This is a genomic window from Leisingera sp. CC-HEC096 (genome assembly GCF_059429235.1).
In genome coordinates this window covers 193,094-211,852 of sequence record NZ_JCAIJS010000006.1, presented here as the reverse complement: position 1 = coordinate 211,852, position 18,759 = coordinate 193,094, and the positions used below count along the sequence as shown (strand labels likewise).

General features: G+C 64.4%; 17 protein-coding genes. 4 read left to right on the top strand and 13 right to left on the bottom strand.

Annotation, left to right across the window (positions count from 1 at the left end; all coding sequences use genetic code 11):
- The first annotated feature begins 8 nt into the window (after nucleotides 1-8).
- Nucleotides 9-302, top strand: a complete 294-nt coding sequence (locus tag AC5STI_RS21305; protein WP_475053352.1) for a DUF1330 domain-containing protein — start codon at nucleotides 9-11, stop codon at nucleotides 300-302.
- Nucleotides 303-408: 106 nt separating this feature from the next.
- On the opposite strand, the gene AC5STI_RS21300 is transcribed toward AC5STI_RS21305, so the two are convergent.
- From AC5STI_RS21300 to AC5STI_RS21250, 11 genes are all read right to left on the bottom strand, one after another.
- A complete protein-coding gene (locus AC5STI_RS21300; RefSeq protein WP_495448252.1) occupies nucleotides 409-1,521 on the bottom strand; it encodes an alpha-hydroxy acid oxidase in 1,113 nt (370 codons plus the stop codon).
- Nucleotides 1,521-2,075 (bottom strand): sulfopyruvate decarboxylase subunit beta, encoded by a 555-nt coding sequence (gene comE, locus AC5STI_RS21295; RefSeq protein ID WP_495448251.1) that lies wholly within the window; start codon nucleotides 2,073-2,075, stop codon nucleotides 1,521-1,523. Before comE ends, AC5STI_RS21300 begins: the two co-directional genes overlap by 1 nt.
- Nucleotides 2,072-2,578, bottom strand: coding sequence for a sulfopyruvate decarboxylase subunit alpha (gene comD / locus AC5STI_RS21290; RefSeq protein ID WP_027256510.1), 507 nt, complete (start codon nucleotides 2,576-2,578; stop codon nucleotides 2,072-2,074). Before comD ends, comE begins: the two co-directional genes overlap by 4 nt.
- Nucleotides 2,579-2,615: 37 nt before the next feature.
- Nucleotides 2,616-3,026: a universal stress protein gene (locus AC5STI_RS21285; RefSeq protein ID WP_495448250.1), complete on the bottom strand. Its 411-nt coding sequence runs from the start codon at nucleotides 3,024-3,026 to the stop codon at nucleotides 2,616-2,618.
- A 30-nt stretch (nucleotides 3,027-3,056) separates the two neighbouring features.
- Complete coding sequence (locus AC5STI_RS21280) at nucleotides 3,057-4,037, bottom strand: alcohol dehydrogenase catalytic domain-containing protein (protein WP_495448249.1); 981 nt, start codon at nucleotides 4,035-4,037, stop codon at nucleotides 3,057-3,059.
- Nucleotides 4,034-4,795 (bottom strand): SDR family NAD(P)-dependent oxidoreductase, encoded by a 762-nt coding sequence (locus tag AC5STI_RS21275; protein WP_495448248.1) that lies wholly within the window; start codon nucleotides 4,793-4,795, stop codon nucleotides 4,034-4,036. Before AC5STI_RS21275 ends, AC5STI_RS21280 begins: the two co-directional genes overlap by 4 nt.
- Nucleotides 4,788-6,095 (bottom strand): histidinol dehydrogenase, encoded by a 1,308-nt coding sequence (gene hisD / locus AC5STI_RS21270; protein WP_495448247.1) that lies wholly within the window; start codon nucleotides 6,093-6,095, stop codon nucleotides 4,788-4,790. Before hisD ends, AC5STI_RS21275 begins: the two co-directional genes overlap by 8 nt.
- A gap of 12 nt (nucleotides 6,096-6,107) precedes the next feature.
- Nucleotides 6,108-7,436, bottom strand: a complete 1,329-nt coding sequence (locus AC5STI_RS21265; protein WP_495448246.1) for a TRAP transporter large permease — start codon at nucleotides 7,434-7,436, stop codon at nucleotides 6,108-6,110.
- A gap of 13 nt (nucleotides 7,437-7,449) precedes the next feature.
- A complete protein-coding gene (locus AC5STI_RS21260) occupies nucleotides 7,450-7,962 on the bottom strand; it encodes a TRAP transporter small permease (RefSeq protein WP_475053333.1) in 513 nt (170 codons plus the stop codon).
- Nucleotides 7,963-8,074: 112 nt separating this feature from the next.
- A complete protein-coding gene (locus AC5STI_RS21255) occupies nucleotides 8,075-9,220 on the bottom strand; it encodes a TRAP transporter substrate-binding protein (RefSeq protein ID WP_475053331.1) in 1,146 nt (381 codons plus the stop codon).
- A gap of 23 nt (nucleotides 9,221-9,243) precedes the next feature.
- Complete coding sequence (locus AC5STI_RS21250; protein WP_475053329.1) at nucleotides 9,244-9,429, bottom strand: hypothetical protein; 186 nt, start codon at nucleotides 9,427-9,429, stop codon at nucleotides 9,244-9,246.
- Between the two features lie 130 nt (nucleotides 9,430-9,559).
- Between AC5STI_RS21250 and AC5STI_RS21245 the strand changes: the two genes are divergently transcribed.
- The gene (locus AC5STI_RS21245) at nucleotides 9,560-10,588 is read left to right on the top strand and encodes a LacI family DNA-binding transcriptional regulator (protein ID WP_495448245.1); all 1,029 of its coding nucleotides are present in this window, start codon (nucleotides 9,560-9,562) and stop codon (nucleotides 10,586-10,588) included.
- A 122-nt stretch (nucleotides 10,589-10,710) separates the two neighbouring features.
- Here AC5STI_RS21245 and AC5STI_RS21240 read toward each other — a convergent pair whose 3' ends face one another.
- Together AC5STI_RS21240 and AC5STI_RS21235 are read right to left on the bottom strand one after the other, a co-directional pair.
- Nucleotides 10,711-13,119 (bottom strand): YbcC family protein, encoded by a 2,409-nt coding sequence (locus AC5STI_RS21240; RefSeq protein WP_495448244.1) that lies wholly within the window; start codon nucleotides 13,117-13,119, stop codon nucleotides 10,711-10,713.
- A gap of 13 nt (nucleotides 13,120-13,132) precedes the next feature.
- On the bottom strand, nucleotides 13,133-14,683 hold the full coding sequence (locus AC5STI_RS21235; RefSeq protein WP_495448243.1) for a proton-conducting transporter transmembrane domain-containing protein: 1,551 nt from the start codon (nucleotides 14,681-14,683) through the stop codon (nucleotides 13,133-13,135).
- A gap of 115 nt (nucleotides 14,684-14,798) precedes the next feature.
- Between AC5STI_RS21235 and AC5STI_RS21230 the strand changes: the two genes are divergently transcribed.
- Nucleotides 14,799-15,689, top strand: coding sequence for a LysR family transcriptional regulator (locus AC5STI_RS21230; RefSeq protein WP_495448242.1), 891 nt, complete (start codon nucleotides 14,799-14,801; stop codon nucleotides 15,687-15,689).
- A 262-nt stretch (nucleotides 15,690-15,951) separates the two neighbouring features.
- Nucleotides 15,952-18,744 carry a bifunctional aconitate hydratase 2/2-methylisocitrate dehydratase gene (locus AC5STI_RS21225; protein WP_495448241.1) on the top strand — a complete coding sequence of 931 codons (2,793 nt, stop codon included), beginning with the start codon at nucleotides 15,952-15,954 and terminating at the stop codon, nucleotides 18,742-18,744.
- Nucleotides 18,745-18,759: the final 15 nt, after the last annotated feature.

The following is an 18,759-nucleotide window of genomic DNA, read 5'->3' as shown; positions in this document are numbered from 1 at the left end:
GAGCCCGCATGCCCAAAGCCTATTGGATTGCCCACGTCACCGTGACCAACCCCGACCCCTACAAGAACTACGCCGAAGGCGCGACGGAGGCGTTCAAGAAATTCGGCGCCCGCGTGCTGGCCCGCGGCGGCGCTTGCGAGCAGATGGAAGGCGACGGCCATCCGCGCAACGTGGTGATCGAGTTCGACTCGATGGAAGCCGCGCTCAGCTGCTACAACTCGCCGGAATACCAGGCAGCCAAAGCGCACCGTGAGGGCGCCGGCATCGCCAATATCGTCATTGTCGAAGGCGCGCCCGGCTGAGCGGGCCTGCATTTGCACCGGTTGCTTGCCGCCCTGTGTGATGCTAGGCGGCAAGTCGGCGGCCAAGTCTTTGTTTTTTTAAAATCCTGCAGCCGACTGTATGCGGCTATGCTCGTGCCTTAAAATTGTCAGCTGACAATGACGTCAGCCCGGTTTGCGCCATGGCGATGCTCAGCTCTTCGCTCAGCGCCTCCCACAGCTGTTCCAGCCCTGCTTCACCGCCTGCGGCAATGGCAAATTGCAGGATCCGCCCAAGGAAGGTGAAGTCCGCCCCGGCTGACAGCGCCTTCAACACGTCCTCGCCAGAGCGGATGCCGCTGTCGTAGAAAACCGGCACGTCCGGCCCTACCGCCGAACGGATTTTGCTGAGCATCTCAATCGGGGCAGGCGCTGCTTCCAGCTGCCGGGCGCCGTGGCTGGAGACCTGGATCGCGTCCACGCCAGCAGCAACCAGCGTCTGCGCATCCACGACGTCCAGCACGCCCTTGACCACCAGCTTGCCGGGCCAGAGATCACGCAGCCGGGCCAGCGTGTCCCAAGTCGCCCGCGCCCGGCTTTCGGTGCGGTCGAAGTCATAGCCCTCCATCTCGAAATTCGCCATCACCGGCTTGCCCTTGAACAGCGTTGTCAGCGACCAGCGCGGGTGCATGGCAAAATCGAGGAACTGCCACGGGCCAATGCGGAACGGCATTTTGAAGCCATGACGCAATTCGCGCGGGCGGCGGCCTACCTCCGGCACATCAACCGTCAGCACCAGCGTCTGATAGCCGGCCGCGCGGGCGCGCTCGGCCAGCTTGAAGGTGCCGCTGCCGTCACCGCTGAAATAGAGCTGGAACCAGGCATAGCCCTCTGCCGCCTCCAAGATGGTCTCCAAAGGGGTCGACGCAACGGTGGAAACCCCATGCGGCACCCGGTAGCGAGCCGCCAACCGGGCCAGCATCAGATCGGCTCCGGGGGCCGACAGGTTGCACATGCCCATAGGGGCAATGCCGAAGGGCCGGTCCGCCTCGGCACCAAAAACCCGGACCGCCAGCGAGCGGCGGCTGACATCGCGCAGGATACGGGGCCGCAGGGCGATGGCATCCAGGGCGGCGCGGTTGCGCGCCGCCCCCGTTTCCTGCCCGGCGGCCCCGTCGATGTAGTCAAACACCATCCAGGGCAGCCGCCGCCGGGCCAGGCGGCGGGCGTCCTCGGCCGAATGGATGGCGCCTGCGCCCATCAGCTGGCCACGGCCTTCATGAAGCGGTCGCGGATCACCACAGGGTCCATCGTGATCACCGGCATCTTGGCGTTGCCGCTGTCGCATTTGACCACCAGAACAGTGGCCTCGCCGCTGGCCAGCGCCTCCTCCAGAGCCGGGCCGGTGTCCTTGTCCTGCACCTCCACCACCCGGGCGCAGCCGGCGGCGCGGGCCATGGCGGCGAGATCGGTGCGCTGGCTGGTGTAGGTCGGCTGGTCGCCGGTGGAGCCATAGGAGCCGTTGTCGACGATCATCAGGATGTAGTTGGAAGGCGCGTTGTTGCCGATGGTGGGCAAGGTGCCGAGGTTGGTGAGGATCGAGCCGTCACCGTCAATCACGATCACCGGTTTCGGCTGCGCCAGCGCCAACCCCAGCCCGATGGACGAAGCCAGCCCCATGGTGCCCAGCATGTAGAAATTGCTGGGCTGGTCGTCGATGGCGTGCAGCTCTTGCGACGGGATGCCGATGTTGCAGACCACCAGCTGGTTCCGCAGGATGGGCGCGATCTCTTTCAGGATTTCGGAACGGATCATTGGTCGCCATAGCCTCCCCAGAAGTTGGCGTCGGTCAGGATGGCAACGGGTTTGTTGCACATGAAGGTGTATTTCAGGATGTTGTCCAGCTCCTCGACGTCCTTCTGCCAATGGAAGTGGTAGGTCGGGATGTTGAGCTGGGCCAAAAGCGCCTTGGTATGCACCGCCATTTCGACCTGGCAGGCCACCGGCTCCCGCAGCTCGCCGCGGTAGGAGATCAGCATCGGAAGCGGCATCCGGTAGTACTGGATCAGCGTCGCCAGCGTGTTGATGGTGACGCCGATGGCGGTGTTCTGCATGATGATGGCCGGGCGCTTGCCGCCCATCCAGGCGCCGGCGCACAGGCCCATGCCCTCGTCCTCCTTGTTGGAGGGGATGTGGAAGATGTCGTCGCGCTGGTCGATTTCCTCGATCACGCCGGCCAGCTGCTTGCAGGGCACGGTCGTGACGAAGGAGACGCCGTTGGCCGCCAGATCGTCAGCGATCCTCTTGTCGATATTCATGGTCGGTTGCCTTTGCTTCGGGGGTCTTGTTTCGGAGTCAGGAGGTGCGGCAGACATGCACCGCGCAAGGCGCGTGGCGGACCACGCGGGCGGCTGTCGAACCGAGGAAAAAGTCGCTGAGCCCCGGTTTGTGGGAGCCGACGACGATGCAGTCCATGCCGTGCTGTTCGGCGTATTCGACAATGGCGCGGTAGGACCGGCCCTTGACGATCTCTGCCGTGACATTGCCGTGGCCTGCGGTTTTTTCAGCCAGCGCCTCGCGGGCTTTGTCGTAGCCTTCGCGCACGGTGTCTTCGTCAAGGTAGGCGGTGACAGAGCTGTGCGGCGGCTCGTAGACATGCAGCGCGGTGATGTGTCCGCCAGGGTTGCACAGGGTGGCGGCGGCCTTCAGCGTTGTTCCGGACACCCCGTGATCCAGGGCCATGGGAACCAGGATATTGTCATACATGGTTGCTCTCCGTTTGTTTGGGGCGCGGGCTCAGGCCCAGGGGTCGAGGATGATCTTGGGCGCCGCCACCGCGCCGCTGCGCAGGTCGCGGAAGGCGGCGGCGCCGTCCGACAGCGGCCGTGTTTCGGGCCAGTCCAGCGGGCCGAGGCGGCCGTCAAAAATGGCCTGCGCGGTGTCGCGGAAGTCCTGCGCGGTATAGGTGTAGGTGCCGATGAAGGTGATCTCCTGCAGGGTCATGCGGCGGATATCCAAACCGCCGGTGTCTTCGCCGAGGCCGACATGGGAAATCACACCGCCGGGCGCAGCGGCCGCGGAGGCGGCTGCACGGGTGGCGGCATAGCCCACGGCATCGACCACCAGCGGTACCATGCCCTGGAACTCGGGAACGGCTTTCTGGCCGCAGTGGTCTGCCAGAAAGGCCCGGCGCGCGGTGTTGGGTTCCTGGATCGTGACGTCCTCCACCCCCATCGCGCGCAGCGCCAGCGCGGCCGCCAGGCCGATGGCGCCGCCGCCGATCACCAGCGCGCGGCGTTCGGTGTCCGGATGCAGCGCCTCCAGTGCCAGACGGGCGGCGTGCCAGCTCACCGCCAGCGGCTCGGCCAGCGCGGCCTTTGCCAGCGGCACATCATCCGGCACGGTCACAAGGTTGCGCTCCGGCATTGCCACGAACTGGGCAAAGGCGCCCTCGCGCGGGGGCATGGAGATGATCTGGCGGCTGGCGCAGAGGTTTTCGCGCCCCGATGCGCAGGCCGCGCAGCTGCCGCAGGTGACCAGCGGGTTGATGGTGACCCGGCGGCCCGCCTGCGGTCCGTCCTCAATCACCCCCGCGGCCTCGTGCCCCAGGATCAGCGGCGCGGGCCGGCGGCTGTCGTGGCCCAGGTAGGCGTGCATGTCCGAGCCGCAGATACCGGAGGCCTGGATACGGATCAGATGCTCGCCGTCGCGGCCCGCCGCCATCGGCACGTCGCGGAACGCCAGCGTCTCAACCCCTTCATAAACCAAGGCTTTCATTTCGCCGTGAACCCTCCATCAACCATCAGGATTTGCCCGGTGACATAGGCCGAAGCCTCGGAGCACAGGAAAAGAAGCGGCCCGTCGATATCCTCCAGCCGGCCGTTGCGGCCGATGCAGGTCTGCGCGGCATTGCGGGCGGCGCGGGCCTCATCCCCGAACACCGCCTGGGTCAGCTCGGTCGGGAAGAAGCCCGGTCCGATGGCATTGGCGGTGATGCCAAAGGGCGACCAGGCCTCTGCCATGGCGCGGGTCAGCTGGCCTATGCCGCCCTTGCTGGCGCCATAGGCAATGCCGCCGGGAAAAGCGCGGGTTGTCTGGAGGGAGGCGAAATTGACAATCCGCCCCCAGCCCCGCTCCCTCATCGCCGACGCCAGTGCCTGGCTGAGGAAGAAGGGCGCCGAGAGGTTCAGCGCCAGGGTCTGGTCCCAGCCCTCGGCGGTGACCTCATCGGCGGGTTGCCGGGTGTTGACGCCGGCCGCGTGGATCAGGATGTCCGGCGCCCCGAAGGGAGCCGTAACAGTGTCCCGCAGCGCATCCAGCGCGCTGCGGTCCGCCACATCCGCGACCACGTAAGCCGCGCTTGGCCCGATCTCTGCACAGAGGCTTTCCAAGGCCTCCGCCCGGCGGGCCACCGCCACCACCTGCGCCCCGGCAGCGGCCAGCGCGATGGCCGCCCGCCGCCCCAGGCCAGAACTGGCGCCGGTAATGCAGGCGGTCCGGCCTGTCAGATCGAACAGGTTGCGCGGGTCAGCCATTGGCGGTCAGGTCAAAGGTTTCGTCCGGGAAGTACTTGGCCAGCCGCACGTCGGCAGCGCGGGCGTGGCCCTCCATCCCCTCCAGCCGGGCAATGCGGGCCGTGGCCTCCGCCACCGGTTTCGAGCCTTCACGGGTGGCGCGCTGCCAAGTGACGATTTTCATGTACTTGTGGACACTGAGCCCGCCGGTATAGCTGGCCGCGCGCGAGGTCGGCAGCACGTGGTTGGTGCCAGCCGCCTTGTCGCCATAGGAGACCGTGGTCTCCTCGCCCAGGAACAGCGAGCCGTAGCAGGTGAGCCGCTCCAGCCACCAGTCCAGATCCCCTGCCTGCACGGTCAGATGCTCGGGCGCGTATTCGTCGGAACAGGCCGCCATGTCCTCGCGGTCCGCGCAGAGGATCACCTCGGCATAGTCGCGCCAGGCGGCGGTGGCGTTCTCGCGGTTCACCTCGGGCAGGTCGTTGATGTAGTCCGGCACCCGCCGCATCACGTCCTCGGCCAGGGTGCGGTTGTCGGTCACCAGCCAGACCGGCGAGTTGTAGCCATGTTCTGCCTGGCTCACCAGATCGGTGGCGACGATATGGGCATCCGCGGTGCTGTCGGCCAGGATCAGGCTGTCGGTGGGGCCTGCGATCATGTCGATGCCGACGCGGCCGAACAGGATCCGCTTGGCCTCGGCCACGAACTGGTTGCCGGGGCCGACCAGGATATTCGCCTTGGGCAGGCCAAACAGGCCAAAGGTCATCGCCGCAACCCCCTGCACGCCGCCCATCGCCATGATCTTGTCAGCGCCGCAGATATGGGCGGCATAGACGATGGCAGGGGCCACGCCGGTATCCGGGCGCGGCGGTGAGCAGGCGGTGATGTGTTTGCAGCCTGCCACCTTGGCGGTGGTCACGGTCATGATGGCGCTGGCGATATGGCTGTAGCGCCCGCCGGGCACGTAGCAGCCCGCCGCATCCACGGGGATTACCTTCTGCCCGGTGATGAAGCCGGGGGAGATTTCGGTTTCCACGTTCTGCATCGTGCTCTTTTGCAACTCGGCAAAGCGGCGCACGTTGTCATGGGAAAACCGGATATCGGCCTTGAGCTTCTCCGGCACCAGGGCGCAGGCGGCTTCGATCTCCTCCGCCGTCAGCAGCACGTTGCCTTCGTAACGGTCGAACTTGGAGGCATATTCCAGTGCCTTGGCATCGCCGCCGGCCTCGATGTCGTCCAGGATGCCCTGCACGATCTTGTGGGTCTCAGAGGCATCCGACTTGGGGGTCAGCGCAGCCTTTTTCAGGTATTCTCGGGTCATTTTCAGGGGGTCCTACTTGTAGATATCAGGAAGCAGCGTGGTCGAGATCGGCGGGAAATAGGCGATCAGCAGCACCACGATCAGCATGGTCAGCACGAAGGGCACGGCGCGGGCGGCGATCTTGAGAATGGATTCACCGGTGATGCCGGAGACGACGAACAGGTTCAGGCCCAGCGGCGGGGTGATGAAGCCCACGCCCAAAGCGGTGATCATCATGATGCAGAACTGGATTTCGTTCATGCCGATGTTGTCGGCGAGCGGCTTCAGGATCGGCGCCAGGATCACGATGTTGGGCGTCGTTTCCATCACGCAGCCCGCGGCGATCAGGATGCAGATCATCAACAGGATCAGCATCGCCGGATCATCGGTCAGCCCGGTCACCGCGGTCACAAACCCCTGCGGCACACCCATGATGGCCAGCGCCTCTGCCAGCGGGGCGGAGAAGGCGATGATCGGCAGGATCACCCCGTTCACCTTGGCAGAACTGACAAGCATCGCCGGGAAATCCGACAGTTTCAGCGTGCCGAGCAAGAAGCCCATCAGGATGGTGACGACCACGGCAGTGGCGCCGGCTTCGGTCGGGGTCAGGCGGCCGGAGAAAATACCGTAGAAGATGATGCCCGGCACGATGAAGGCATACCAGCCGGATTTCAACGCGTGGCCCAGGTTGCCCAGCCATTCGCCCAGACCCATGTTGCCGCCGGTCTCATAGGTATAAAGGCGGTTCATGATGATATTGGTGATCAGGATCGACACCAGGATCGCAAGGCCCGGGATCAGCGCCGCCAGAAAGAGGGTGGAGGCGGAGATGCCCAGCACCAGACCGATGATGATATAGGCGATGGAGGGCGGGATCAGGATGCCGGTGCAGGCACCCGCGGCCACCAGGGCGCAGGCATAGGGGCGCGGATAGCCGCTTTCGACCAGCCGGTTGATGGTCATCCGGCCCACAGCGGCGGCACCGGCGGCGTCAGAGCCGGAGATTGCCGCGAACATGCCGCAGACCAGCACCGTGGCAGACCCGAAGCCGCCGCGCGTCCAGCACGTCAGTGCTTCGGCCACATCCAGGAATTTCTTGCTGAGCCCGGTGCGCACCAGCACGTCGCCGGTCAGGATGAAAAGCGGCACCGCGGTCAGCGCAAAGGCGTCGATACCGGTGAACAGGCTCTCGCCGATGGCGCTGAGCGGCAGATCGCCCGACATCACCAGCATGGTGATGGCTGCTGCGCCGATGGCGGCCCAGACCGGAACCGCCAGCGCGATCAGCGCCACGAACATGATCACTGGCAGGTAGAAGTCCCAGCCCAGCTCGACTGTTTGGTTGAGTGAATTCCACAGCATCGCTTAGGGCCCCTCAATCAAACAGCTTGTCGCCTTCAAAGACGGGCGTGCCGTCGCGAAGGCTGCGGTAATCGCGCAGGAAGGATTGCAGCAGGCGCCAGATCATCAGGGCAAAGCCCGCAGGCACCGCCATCAGGAACCAGACCATCGAAATCCGCAGCCCGTGGCTGACCGATCCGAACTTGGCGGAGACCAGCACCGTCTCGAACGACCAGTAAAGCGCCACCAGCGCGACGATGAACATCACCAGGTCGCCGAAGATGTAGAGCAGCGCCTTGGGCCGGGGGCCGAGGTAGTGCATCAGCACATCAATGCGGATATGCGCGCGTTCCTTGACCGCAGCTGCGGCGCCGATCCAGGCCAGGTAGATGAAGGAATAGCGGACGATCTCCTCGCCCCAGATCGAGGAGAAAGCAAACAGCTCCCGCCGGATCACCTCGATCGCCATGGTGATGACCAGCATCACGTAGAAGGTCAACAGCAGCCAGCGCTCCGCGTTCTTGTCTATCGTTCGCAGGATTTCCATCGCTGTTCCCGGTGTTCAGGCACACCCCCGCAGCCAGCCCGGCGGGCTGCTGCAGAAGCGGCGGTTTCGGTAGCGGGCGGCGGCCGGTGCCCGGCGCGCGCCCCTGCGGCGGTCAGGCGTCGTGGACGAAGTATTTGCCTTGGGTGCCTGCGGCCTCCTCCAGCTTGGCGAAATTGTCCATCGACCCGGCCAGCTCAGTCTTGAAGGAATCCCATTCGCTGCGCTGGTAGCCGCCGGCGTCTTTCCACTCTGCCAGCTGGTCATCGCTCAGCGAGTGGAATTCGACGCCTGCCTTGGTCAGTTCCGCCATTGCATAGGCGCGGGCGGAGGGCACCTTGGACAGGTTCTGATGGGCGGTCATTTCCGAGCCCCACATCACGCCGTCCTGCACATCGGCGGGCAGCGCGTTGAACCACTCCAGGTTGCAGGAATAGACCTGGCTGTCCGGCACCGCCTGGGTAAAGGTCACATGGCTGAGGATGTCTTTGAAACCAAAGACATACAGCGCCCCGACCGACGGGTCGAGCGCATCTGCCACACCCTGCTTGATCGCCGAGGGAGTCTCGCCCCAGGCGACCGGCGTCGGGTTGGCGCCGACCATGCGGTAATACTGCTGCAGCATTTTCGATCCCGGTACCCGGAATTTCACACCCGCCATATCGCCCGGCGCCATTACCGCGTTGCCGCCCTTGCGCACGGCCACAACACGGGGGTCGATGTTCACATAAAACAGCGCCTTGAAACCGGCAGCCTCGACCTTGGGGTGGACCTCGGCCTTCCAGAAGTCAGAGGTCACCAGATTGGTGAAACGCTGGTTGGAGCCGCAGAGGTAGGGCATGTTGATCAGATCAACGGTGGAGGCGAAGGGCGCAAAATTCGATAGCGAATGCTGCGCCGCCTGAATGGTCCCGCCTTGAACTTTCTGCACCAGCGCGCCACCCGCACCCAGCTGGCCGCCGGGGGCCAGCTTGACGTAGATCTTGCCGTTGGTGGCGTTCTGGATGTTTTCCTTCAAGTCCAGCTGCATGATCGGATAGCTGCGCGACGCGCCCAGCACGTAGGCGGTGGCAACGGTCATGATATGCTCCGCCGCACGCTCGCGCTCTTTCTCCTCCTTGGCGGTCTGCGCGGCGGCCTCCGACGACCACAGGACACCGCCTGCACCCGCCACCAGCGCCGCGGTGAAGGAGCCGGTCGAGGCCAGTTTCAGAAAATTGCGGCGCTCAGCAGATTTGAGGCCATCCTTATCAGTCGTCATCGTCTTCCTCCCTTGGAAATCTTTCAGCTGCCGCTCTTTTTCTTGTGGTCAGCCTCCCGCTTGAGGATCGCGGCCACGAACAGGACCGACGCCGCAAACAGAACCAGCATCTCTCCCACATCGCTCAGAAAGCCGCCGCCGCCGAATGCGCCCAGGGCAACATTGGCAAAGAACACGGCAAAGACGGCAACGGCAGCGAAGAGAAACATCGTTAGATCCCGTTTTTTGATCCCAACACCATTTGTAAGCGCTTACATCAATAATGCAAGCGCTTACATTGATGGATGGCAACTGCTGGATTTTGTGCTAAGACAGGGGCGATGGAACGACAGGCGTGACATGGGAAAAACCCGCTCAGCTCCGACACTTAACGATGTTGCACGGGAGGCCGGGGTTTCGACCGCGACGGTTTCGCGCTGCCTGAATTCACCGGAACGGGTGATCGAGGCGACCCGCCAGCGGGTCATGCAGGCGGTCGAATCACTGGGCTATACCCCGAATTTCGCGGCCCGGGTGATGGCGGCCAAGCGCAGCTTCACCATCGGGGCGATCATTCCAACCATGGACAATGCGATCTTTGCCCGCGGGCTGCAGGCCTTTCAGGATGAGCTGCGGGAGCGCGGCTATACGCTGCTGGTGTCCAGCTCGGCCTATGATCCGGAGGCCGAACGCGAGCAGATCCGCACCCTGGTGGCGCGCGGCGCCGACGGGCTGCTGCTGATCGGGCATGAACGCGACCCGCAGATTTATGAGTATCTTGACCGCCATCAGGTCCCGTCTCTGGTCGCCTGGTCCTATACGCCGGAGGCGATGCGGCCCTCCGTCGGGTTCAGCAATGCCAGCGCCATGCGCGCGCTGGCGGACAGCGTCCTCGCGGCGGGCCACCGCCGGATTGCAATGATTTCAGGCGTGACGGAGGGTAACGACCGGGCGCTGAGCCGGGTGCTGGGTGTCAGGCAGGCGTTGCAGTCGGCCGGCTTGGGGGAGAGTGCGCTTACTCTGATCGAAACCCCGTATGAAATCGACAAAGGGGCAGAGGCGTTCCGCCAGCTGATGGCGCTGGATCCGCGCCCGACCGTGGTGATGTGCGGCAATGACGTGCTCGCAGCGGGCGCCTTGCGCGAGGCTAAAGGGATGGGCATCGCGGTGCCTGAGCAAGTCTCCGTCACCGGCTTCGACGACATTGAGCTGGCCGGAATTGTCAGCCCGGCGCTGACCACGGTACATGTTCCGCACCGCGAGATGGGCCGCAAGGCCGCGCGGGAGCTGGTGGCGATGGTCGAAGGCACATCGGCAGGGCAGCCGGTCTGCATCAGCACGCACGTCGTGACACGGCAGTCTCTGGCTGCGCCGCCTGACGCGTCATAAGCCCTGCATCAGCCTTTTAACGCCATAACTGCGCGCAGCAGGGGCTGTCCCATCACGTGTGAAACCCGGCAAGCGTGCCTGCCGGGTTTTGTTGCATGCCAGTGGCGTGTCGCCCGCTGTGGTCACTCCGCAGCGATTGCGCGGCCGCCTTGTTCTTCAGGCTCGAACGGCGACCATTCAAGGCCGCCGTCGTACCGCCAGGCCAGCTTGCCTTCGCTGTCCATCGCAATCAGGGACAGCCAGCGGTTGTCGAACAGCTCCCGGACACCGGAATGGCGCTTCAGTATATCGGTCATCGCCTCCCGCGGGGCTTCGATGATGACGGACAGGCGCAGCGGATCATGCTGGAAACCCTCACCGTCATGCACGGACTGCCAGGGCAGACCGGGGCGCAGCGATCCGCCGTTGCCTTCCAGCACACCGATGCCGCCCGCAACATTGTGGAGCAGCTTGTTGCCGCCGCCGAACAGCTCCGGTGCCACGGTGGAGCCGTAGTACTGCAGGCTGATCCAGCTGGCGACCTGCACCGGGGCGGTCATGATCAGCTCCAGCACGCCAAAGCCCTCGTCGGCCCGACAGTCGTAGTTGTGCAGGAAGGTGTTGCCGGACAGGTCCGCGCCCTCTGTCCGCTGGCGCGGGGCGGCGATAAGCGCCTGGCATCCGGCCAGGCCCCATTCGGGGCGCAGCTCGGCCCAGTCGCTGGCCCGGCGGGCAATGTCCTCCTCCCCCTTGGCGCGGGGCAGCCTGGCGGCGCGTTCGGAGCGGGCCAGCCGCCCGGCGCCGTCCAGCCAGCGCTTCAGCCGGGCCACATCCGCCTTCCAGTCCTGGCCGGGCAGATCCTGATCATACAGCGTGACCGCATCGGTGGTGGTATGGTGCAGGGCCGGAAGGAACAGCGTATCGGCGGGAATGCTGATGCCTTCGTCCTGCAGCCCCTTGCGCACCTGGGCGTCATTCAGCAGCCCGGCCAGCAGGCGCGCATTCACATCGCCGGCATGGCCGCCGCAGGCACCGCACTGCAGGGCGCTTTCATGCGGGTTGTTGGTGACGTCGGCGCCGTGCCCCGTCAGCATCACGATCCGGGCGAAATTCTGCGTTAGCGACATCGCGGACAGCACGGATTTCGCCATGCCGATACGGGTCTTCAGGCCGATTTCCGGGTCAAGCTGCGGCGCGGGGTCCGGCTTGGCGCCAGCCGGGCGGCCAAGCGAGTCCCGCAGCAGCTTGCTGACGTAAAGCGGGCCGGTCGCCTCGACAAAGGCAAAGGATGAGACCGCCGCCAGCTTGAAGCGCCCCCAGGCGCGTTTGGCCCGCGCCGCGTAGCGCCGGGTCTGATCGGCGGTGTCCGGTTCGGCGGCCTTGGAGGCCACTCCGGCCTGCAGCAGGACCGGGCCGCGGGTCTCGATCACGTCCGAACCGGCGGTCTGGTGTGCGCTGGCGAGGCCGAAGAAGCCCGCGAAACCGATGGTCTCGATACCGGCATCCTGCGCTTCCAGCATCCGGCGGAACACTTCGGACCGCACGTCGATGCAGAAGGCGGCCTGCACGGCAGGGCGCCCCGTTGTCAGACGCGGCTGGCGGGAGGTCAGGACGCCGGAAAGCTTGCGTTGCTGCGCCCGCTCGGCGGCGTCCTGAAGCACCGCATCGATGACCAGATCCTGGCTGGGGGTGACAGGCATTTCGTGTTGTGCGGCAACCTCCGACCACCGGCTGGCAATTTCGTCCTTGTAGAGATGGAACAGCGCCTCGTCGAAGACCATCCGGATGGCCAGCAGCTCAGCCGCGGTGTTGTCCGCCTGGCCGTCCAGTTCCGCCTGCCACAGCAGATAGCGGGCATACTGCGCCCAGCCGCCCAGTGTGATCAGCCACCTGTGGTAGGCGGTCTCAGCGGCCTCGGCCGACACGCCGAGAGTTTCGGAGGCGCGCCCGATTGCCCGCCAGTGGGACCGGTTGGTGGCGGCAACAAAGGCGCCAAAGCCCTTGAGGCCGTGGATTTCCGGGGTCAGATCGCGGGAGGCGAATTCGCGCCAGGCGCTGAACGCGCCGCCGGTGCGGTTGGGCTGCCACAGGGCCTGTCCCTGATCGAAATGGCTGGACGCCCAGGCGCCGATCCGCTCCTCGATCAGCCCGGGCCAGTCGATGCCAGACACATCTGCCGCCAGCTCTGCCACTGTCGGCAGGGCGCTCAGCGGAGCGCTTGCGGTCCGGAGAGCTGCCTTGACCTCTTCCAGATCGGGCTGGCCAAAGCGGGTTTCGGCACTGGCAAGCGCATCGCGCAGGTCCTCCACGCCGATCTCCTCGGCGTCGAATTTGGCCGCCCAATGCGCGCGCTCCGGTGTGATCCGGGTGCCGGCGACCCGCGCCATGCGCGCCGCCGCCACTGCCAGGGGTTCACCGGTCTGGCCGAGGAAGGGATTGACCGCAACGCTGGAGGAGAGCGGGAACAGCGGCGGGATCGCTTTCACCGCCTTGTTTGCCTCGGCAACAAATTCCAGCAGAGCAGCAGGGTAGGTTTCGTGCTTGGTAAACATGTCTCGCTCCGTTTCAGGCGGTTTTGCGGTTCGACCAGCCGTCCAGCAGCCTGTCGAAGATCGCATTTGCGTAAAGCCCGCTGGACAGATGCACGCGCATGCCTGCGGCGGCCGGGTGCGTGGCCCAGAGCGGGAAGGTGGCCTGAGCCACGGCAACCGCGCCAAAGCTGATCAGCGCCAGCACGATCAGCGCCCATTCCAGCGGGCCCGGGGCGGGGGCCGGCGGCAGCGTGCCGGCGGTCATGTACTGAGCCACCGATTGCAGCAGGAAGTAGCTCACCGAGGTTGCGGAGGCATAGATCACGGTCCTGCGGGTCAGCGCCCCGGGGGCCGCATCGGCAAAGCCCTGAGCCAGAATGTAGGCGACGCCGAAGATCAGGATCACGCCCAGGGCGATGGCCTGAACCGACTTGCCGTCAAAGCCGAAGACAGCGCCGATCAGTCCGTACATCACAATGCCGATAGCAAAGGCCTGCAGCACGTTGCGGGCGCTTGGCACCGCGACGGGGCCGGGGCGGCGGATGGCCGCGACATTGCGGACCGCCTCGCCCGCGCTGAGAAAGGCGTGCGCCTTGTACAGCGAATGCGCCACGATATGCAGCAGGGCCAGCGGGAACAGCGCCAGGCCGCATTGCATGACCATGAAGCCCATCTGCGCAATGGTGGACCAGGCCAGAGAGGTCTTGACCGCGGCCTGGGTCAGCATCACCAGCCCGCCAAACAGAGCCGTGAACCCGCCCAGCATCACCAGCAGCGCCATCACGCCCGGCGCGGCCAGCATTACATCGGCGAAGCGGATCAGCAGGAAGCCGCCGGCATTGATGACACCCGCATGCAGCAGGGCCGAAACCGGGGTCGGGGCCTCCATGACTTCGGTCAGCCAGCCGTGGACCGGAAACTGCGCTGAGGCCAGCACTGCCGCCAGGGCGATCAGCAGTACTGCGGCGGCGGTTGCCGGACCGGGCTGCGCGGCGGCCAGGATCGTGGAGATGTCAGATGTGCCGTAGGTCAGCACCAGCAGCAGCACTGCGCCTGCCAGCGCAATTTCGCTTGCCCGGGCAACATAAGCTTTTTTGCGCGCGGCGCGGCGGGCGGTTGTGCGCTCCGGGTAGAACAGGAGCAGGCGGTTCAGCAGCAGGCTGGTTGCCACCCAGGCTGCCAGCAGCTGGATGAGGTTGCCCGACATCACCAGCAGCAGGACCGCGGCCAGGGTGGCGGACATCCAGCCGGTAAACGCCCCCTGGCGCGCTTCGCCGTCCATGTAGGTGGCCGCGTAGCGCATGACGATCCAGCCGATGAAGCTTACCAGCACCAGCATCGTGGCGCTGACCGCGTCCAGCCGTACCGAAAGCCCGGCCCCCCACAGGCCAATTGGCGCGGAGGTCCCTGGGCCTTCAAGAATAAGCAGTCCCGCTGCAGCTGCTGAGATGGCAAAGGCGGCAAGCGTTGCCCATTCCGCCAGCTCGGGCAGCAGGCCCGGGCGGCGGCCCGGGTGCTGGCGCGCATAGACTGCTGTCGCCAGCAGGATGAGCGGGCTTAGAAAAGGCAGTAACAGGTAGCTCATGGTTCAAATTCCTCGGTCTCAGCAGGTGGAATCGCTCTGCAAACCGAGATAGGGCAGGCTTCATGTTTAAAAAAATTCATTGTTTGATAGGTATAGTTCTAATAATTAGAACGGTATGCCGCTGAACTATCATCATTTGCGCTATTTCTGGGCCGTTGCACACGACGGGAATCTGACCCGGACCGCGCAGCAGCTGAACCTGTCGCAATCTGCCCTGTCCGTTCAGATCAAGCAGCTGGAAGAGCATCTTGGCCATGCGCTGTTCGAACGCCGTGGCCGGCAGTTGCACCTCACCGAAGCAGGCCGGATCGCCTTGGACCACGCAGACGCGATTTTTGCTGCCGGGCAGGAGCTTGTCGCCACATTGCAAGAGGCAGGCCGCACCCGTCAGGCCTTGCGCGTTGGCGCGCTTGCCACTTTGTCACGCAATTTCCAGATCGGTTTTCTGCGCCCGATTCTTGCGCGCACGGACGTTGAGGTGATCCTGCGGTCCGGAAGCCCTACCGAACTGCTGGAGGGGCTCGGGACGCTCAATCTGGATCTGGTGCTGATGAACCGGGAGCCTCCGGACGACAGTCTGGCGCCCTATGAAACCCATCAGATTGCTGAACAGGCCGTCAGCATTGTCGGCTCTCCGGAGCGGTTCGATCCGGAATGCCCGATCCGCGAGCTGCTTGCTGCGCACCCGTTCATTCTGCCCACTACTGACAATGCCCTGCGCACGGCTTTCGACGCCATGGCCAGCCGGCTGTCGGTGCGTCCGCAGGTTGCGGCAGAGGTGGATGATATGGCGATGATGCGTCTGCTGGCGCGGGAAAACATCGGCTTGGCCCTGGTGGCGCCGATTGTGGTGCAGGATGAATTGACGTCCGGCCGGCTGGTGGAAGCCAAGGAGCATCCGAAGATCAGAGAAACATTTTACGCCATCACCCTGCGCCGCCGGTTTCCCAACCCGGTTGTGCAGGAGCTGCTGGCGAGCAGCTTTGATCCGGCACCGCTGCCCTGAGCCTCTGACCGGTCAGGGCCGCTGCGGGGATTCGTCACGTTTGAAAAAATGCTTCACTCTGGCAATCCGCTGCCGGATACGAGGCCGCGGGCCCGCTGCGCTGCGCCGGGGCAGGGCACCTGGGGCAACTTGACACTCACCGCCATATTGCAAACCTGGATCTTTTCGTATACCGCGGCATACAAATAGCATCCGGGGTGGCGGCGGCGGTTGCCGGAACCAGGGTGCTAGCTCCTTTTAACGCTTACTCGCCGGGACAGCCATGAGCCTTTACACAGACTACCTGAATGAGATCGAAACCCGCAAAGAGCAGGGTTTGAACCCCAAGCCCATCGACGATGGCGCGCTGGTTGAAGAGCTGATCGCGCAAATCAGGGACACCGGGAATGCGCACCGCGACGATTCCCTGAACTATCTGATTTACAACACCCTGCCCGGCACCACGAGCGCCGCAGGGGTCAAGGCGAAGTTTCTGAAAGAGATCATCCTGGGTCAGGCCGAGGTTCCGGAAATCTCCACCGCTTTCGCATTTGAGCTGCTGTCCCACATGAAAGGCGGCCCGTCGGTTGAGGTGCTGCTGGACCTGGCGCTTGGCGAGGACGCCGCGGTGGCCGGGCAAGCGGCCGACGTGCTGAAGACGCAGGTCTTCCTGTACGAGGCGGATACCGACCGTCTGAAGCAGGCGTATGCAGCCGGGAACGGCATCGCTAAGGACATTCTGGAAAGCTATGCGAAGGCAGAGTTTTTCACCAAGCTGCCGGACATCGACGAAAACATTGAAGTCGTCACCTATGTCGCTGCTGAGGGCGATATCTCCACCGACCTGCTGTCGCCGGGCAACCAGGCGCACAGCCGCTCGGACCGGGAACTGCACGGCAAGTGCCTGATTTCCGAGAAGGCCCAGCAGGAAATCGAAGCGCTGAAGCTGCAGCACCCGGGCAAGCGCGTGATGCTGGTTGCTGAAAAGGGCACCATGGGCGTGGGATCCTCCCGCATGTCCGGCGTCAACAACGTCGCGCTGTGGACCGGCAAGCAGGCCAGCCCCTATGTGCCGTTCGTGAACATCGCGCCGGTTGTGGCAGGCACCAACGGCATCTCCCCAATTTTCCTGACCACCGTTGGCGTGACCGGCGGCATCGGGCTCGACCTGAAGAACTGGGTCAAGAAAACGGATTCCGACGGCAATCCGATCCTGAACAACGACGGCAACCCGATCCTGGAGCAGAAATACTCTGTCGAAACGGGCACCGTGCTTTCGATCAACACCAAGACCAAGAAGCTGTGCAGCGCTGAGACCGGCGAAGAGCTGGCGGACGTTTCCTCTGCCTTCACCCCGCAGAAGGTCGAATTCATGAAGGCCGGCGGCTCCTATGCCATCGTGTTCGGCAAGAAGCTGCAGAGCTTTGCTGCCGAGACCCTGGGCGTCGAGCCGGCACCGGTCTTTGCGCCGTCCAAAGTGGTTTCGCATGAAGGCCAGGGTCTGACTGCGGTAGAGAAGATCTTTAACAGGAACGCCGTGGGCGTGGCTGGGGACACTGTCTTGCACGCAGGGTCTGACGCCCGCGTTAAGGTCAACATCGTCGGCTCGCAGGACACCACCGGCCTGATGACCGCGCAGGAACTGGAGTCGATGGCCGCGACCGTCATCTCGCCGACCGTGGATGGCGCCTATCAATCCGGCTGCCACACCGCGTCCGTATGGGATCTGAAAGCGCAGGCCAACATCCCCAAGCTCATGAAATTCATGAACAAGTTCGGCCTGATCACTGCGCGGGACCCGAAAGGCGTCTACCATTCCATGACCGACGTGATCCACAAGGTGCTGAACGACATCACTGTGGATGACTGGGACATCACCATCGGCGGCGACAGCCACACCCGCATGTCCAAGGGCGTGGCCTTCGGCGCCGACTCCGGCACCGTGGCGCTGGCGCTGGCAACCGGTGAGGCGACCATGCCGATCCCCGAGTCCGTCAAGGTGACATTCAAGGGCCGCATGAAAGACCACATGGACTTCCGCGACGTGGTGCATGCCACCCAGGCGCAGATGCTGCAACAACACGGCGACAACGTGTTCCAGGGCCGCGTGATCGAAGTGCACATCGGTACCCTGCTGGCCGACCAGGCGTTCACCTTCACCGACTGGACTGCGGAGATGAAGGCGAAGGCCTCGATCTGTATTTCCAACGACGAAACCTTGGTGGGCTCGCTGGAACTGGCAAAGTCGCGCATCCAGGTGATGATCGACAAGGGCATGGACAATGAGGCTGGCACCCTGCAGGGGCTGATCGACAAGGCGGACAAGCGCATCGCCGAGATCACGTCCGGCGAAAAACCCGCCCTGACGCCGGATGACAGTGCCAAGTACTACGCCGAAGTTGTTGTTGATCTCGACGCAATCGACGAACCGATGATCGCGGACCCGGACGTCAACAACGCCGATGTGTCCAAGCGCTACACCCACGACACCATCCGCCCCGTGTCCTATTACGGCGGGGACAAGAAGGTCGACCTGGGCTTTGTCGGCTCCTGCATGGTGCACAAGGGCGACATGAAAATCGTCGCGCAGATGCTGAAGAACCTGGAGAAGAAATCCGGCAAGGTCGCGTTCAACGCACCCCTGGTTGTGGCGGCGCCGACCTACAACATCATCGACGAGCTGAAAGAAGAGGGCGACTGGGAAATCCTGCAGCGCTACTCGGGCTTTGAGTTCGATGACCTGATGCCGAAAAGCAAGGCGCGCACCGAATACGAGAACATCCTGTATCTGGAGCGTCCGGGCTGCAACCTCTGCATGGGCAACCAGGAGAAGGCTGCCAAGGGCGATACGGTTCTGGCCACGTCGACGCGCCTGTTCCAGGGCCGCGTCGTGGAGGACAGCGCAGACAAGAAGGGCGAGTCCCTGCTGGCCTCGACGCCGGTCGTCGTCCTGTCGGCGATCCTGGGCCGAACCCCCAGCATGGACGAATACAAGTCCGCCGTGGAGGGGATCGACCTGACCAAATTTGCGCCGCCGCTGGAAAAACCTGCAGGCGCGCGCTCGGTCCACTTCTGACGCCAGCTCAAACCT

Coding starts and splice junctions, on each gene's coding strand:
- AC5STI_RS21255 (WP_475053331.1), bottom strand. CDS start 9,220: ATGACGACTGATAAGGATGGCCTCAAATCTGCTGAGCGCCGCAATTTT.
- AC5STI_RS21250 (WP_475053329.1), bottom strand. CDS start 9,429: ATGTTTCTCTTCGCTGCCGTTGCCGTCTTTGCCGTGTTCTTTGCCAAT.
- AC5STI_RS21285 (WP_495448250.1), bottom strand. CDS start 3,026: ATGTATGACAATATCCTGGTTCCCATGGCCCTGGATCACGGGGTGTCC.
- AC5STI_RS21305 (WP_475053352.1), top strand. CDS start 9: ATGCCCAAAGCCTATTGGATTGCCCACGTCACCGTGACCAACCCCGAC.
- comE (WP_495448251.1), bottom strand. CDS start 2,075: ATGATCCGTTCCGAAATCCTGAAAGAGATCGCGCCCATCCTGCGGAAC.
- AC5STI_RS21235 (WP_495448243.1), bottom strand. CDS start 14,683: ATGAGCTACCTGTTACTGCCTTTTCTAAGCCCGCTCATCCTGCTGGCG.
- AC5STI_RS21260 (WP_475053333.1), bottom strand. CDS start 7,962: ATGGAAATCCTGCGAACGATAGACAAGAACGCGGAGCGCTGGCTGCTG.
- hisD (WP_495448247.1), bottom strand. CDS start 6,095: ATGACCCGAGAATACCTGAAAAAGGCTGCGCTGACCCCCAAGTCGGAT.
- AC5STI_RS21225 (WP_495448241.1), top strand. CDS start 15,952: ATGAGCCTTTACACAGACTACCTGAATGAGATCGAAACCCGCAAAGAG.
- AC5STI_RS21280 (WP_495448249.1), bottom strand. CDS start 4,037: ATGAAAGCCTTGGTTTATGAAGGGGTTGAGACGCTGGCGTTCCGCGAC.
- AC5STI_RS21265 (WP_495448246.1), bottom strand. CDS start 7,436: ATGCTGTGGAATTCACTCAACCAAACAGTCGAGCTGGGCTGGGACTTC.
- comD (WP_027256510.1), bottom strand. CDS start 2,578: ATGAATATCGACAAGAGGATCGCTGACGATCTGGCGGCCAACGGCGTC.
- AC5STI_RS21240 (WP_495448244.1), bottom strand. CDS start 13,119: ATGTTTACCAAGCACGAAACCTACCCTGCTGCTCTGCTGGAATTTGTT.
- AC5STI_RS21230 (WP_495448242.1), top strand. CDS start 14,799: ATGCCGCTGAACTATCATCATTTGCGCTATTTCTGGGCCGTTGCACAC.
- AC5STI_RS21300 (WP_495448252.1), bottom strand. CDS start 1,521: ATGGGCGCAGGCGCCATCCATTCGGCCGAGGACGCCCGCCGCCTGGCC.
- AC5STI_RS21245 (WP_495448245.1), top strand. CDS start 9,560: ATGGGAAAAACCCGCTCAGCTCCGACACTTAACGATGTTGCACGGGAG.
- AC5STI_RS21275 (WP_495448248.1), bottom strand. CDS start 4,795: ATGGCTGACCCGCGCAACCTGTTCGATCTGACAGGCCGGACCGCCTGC.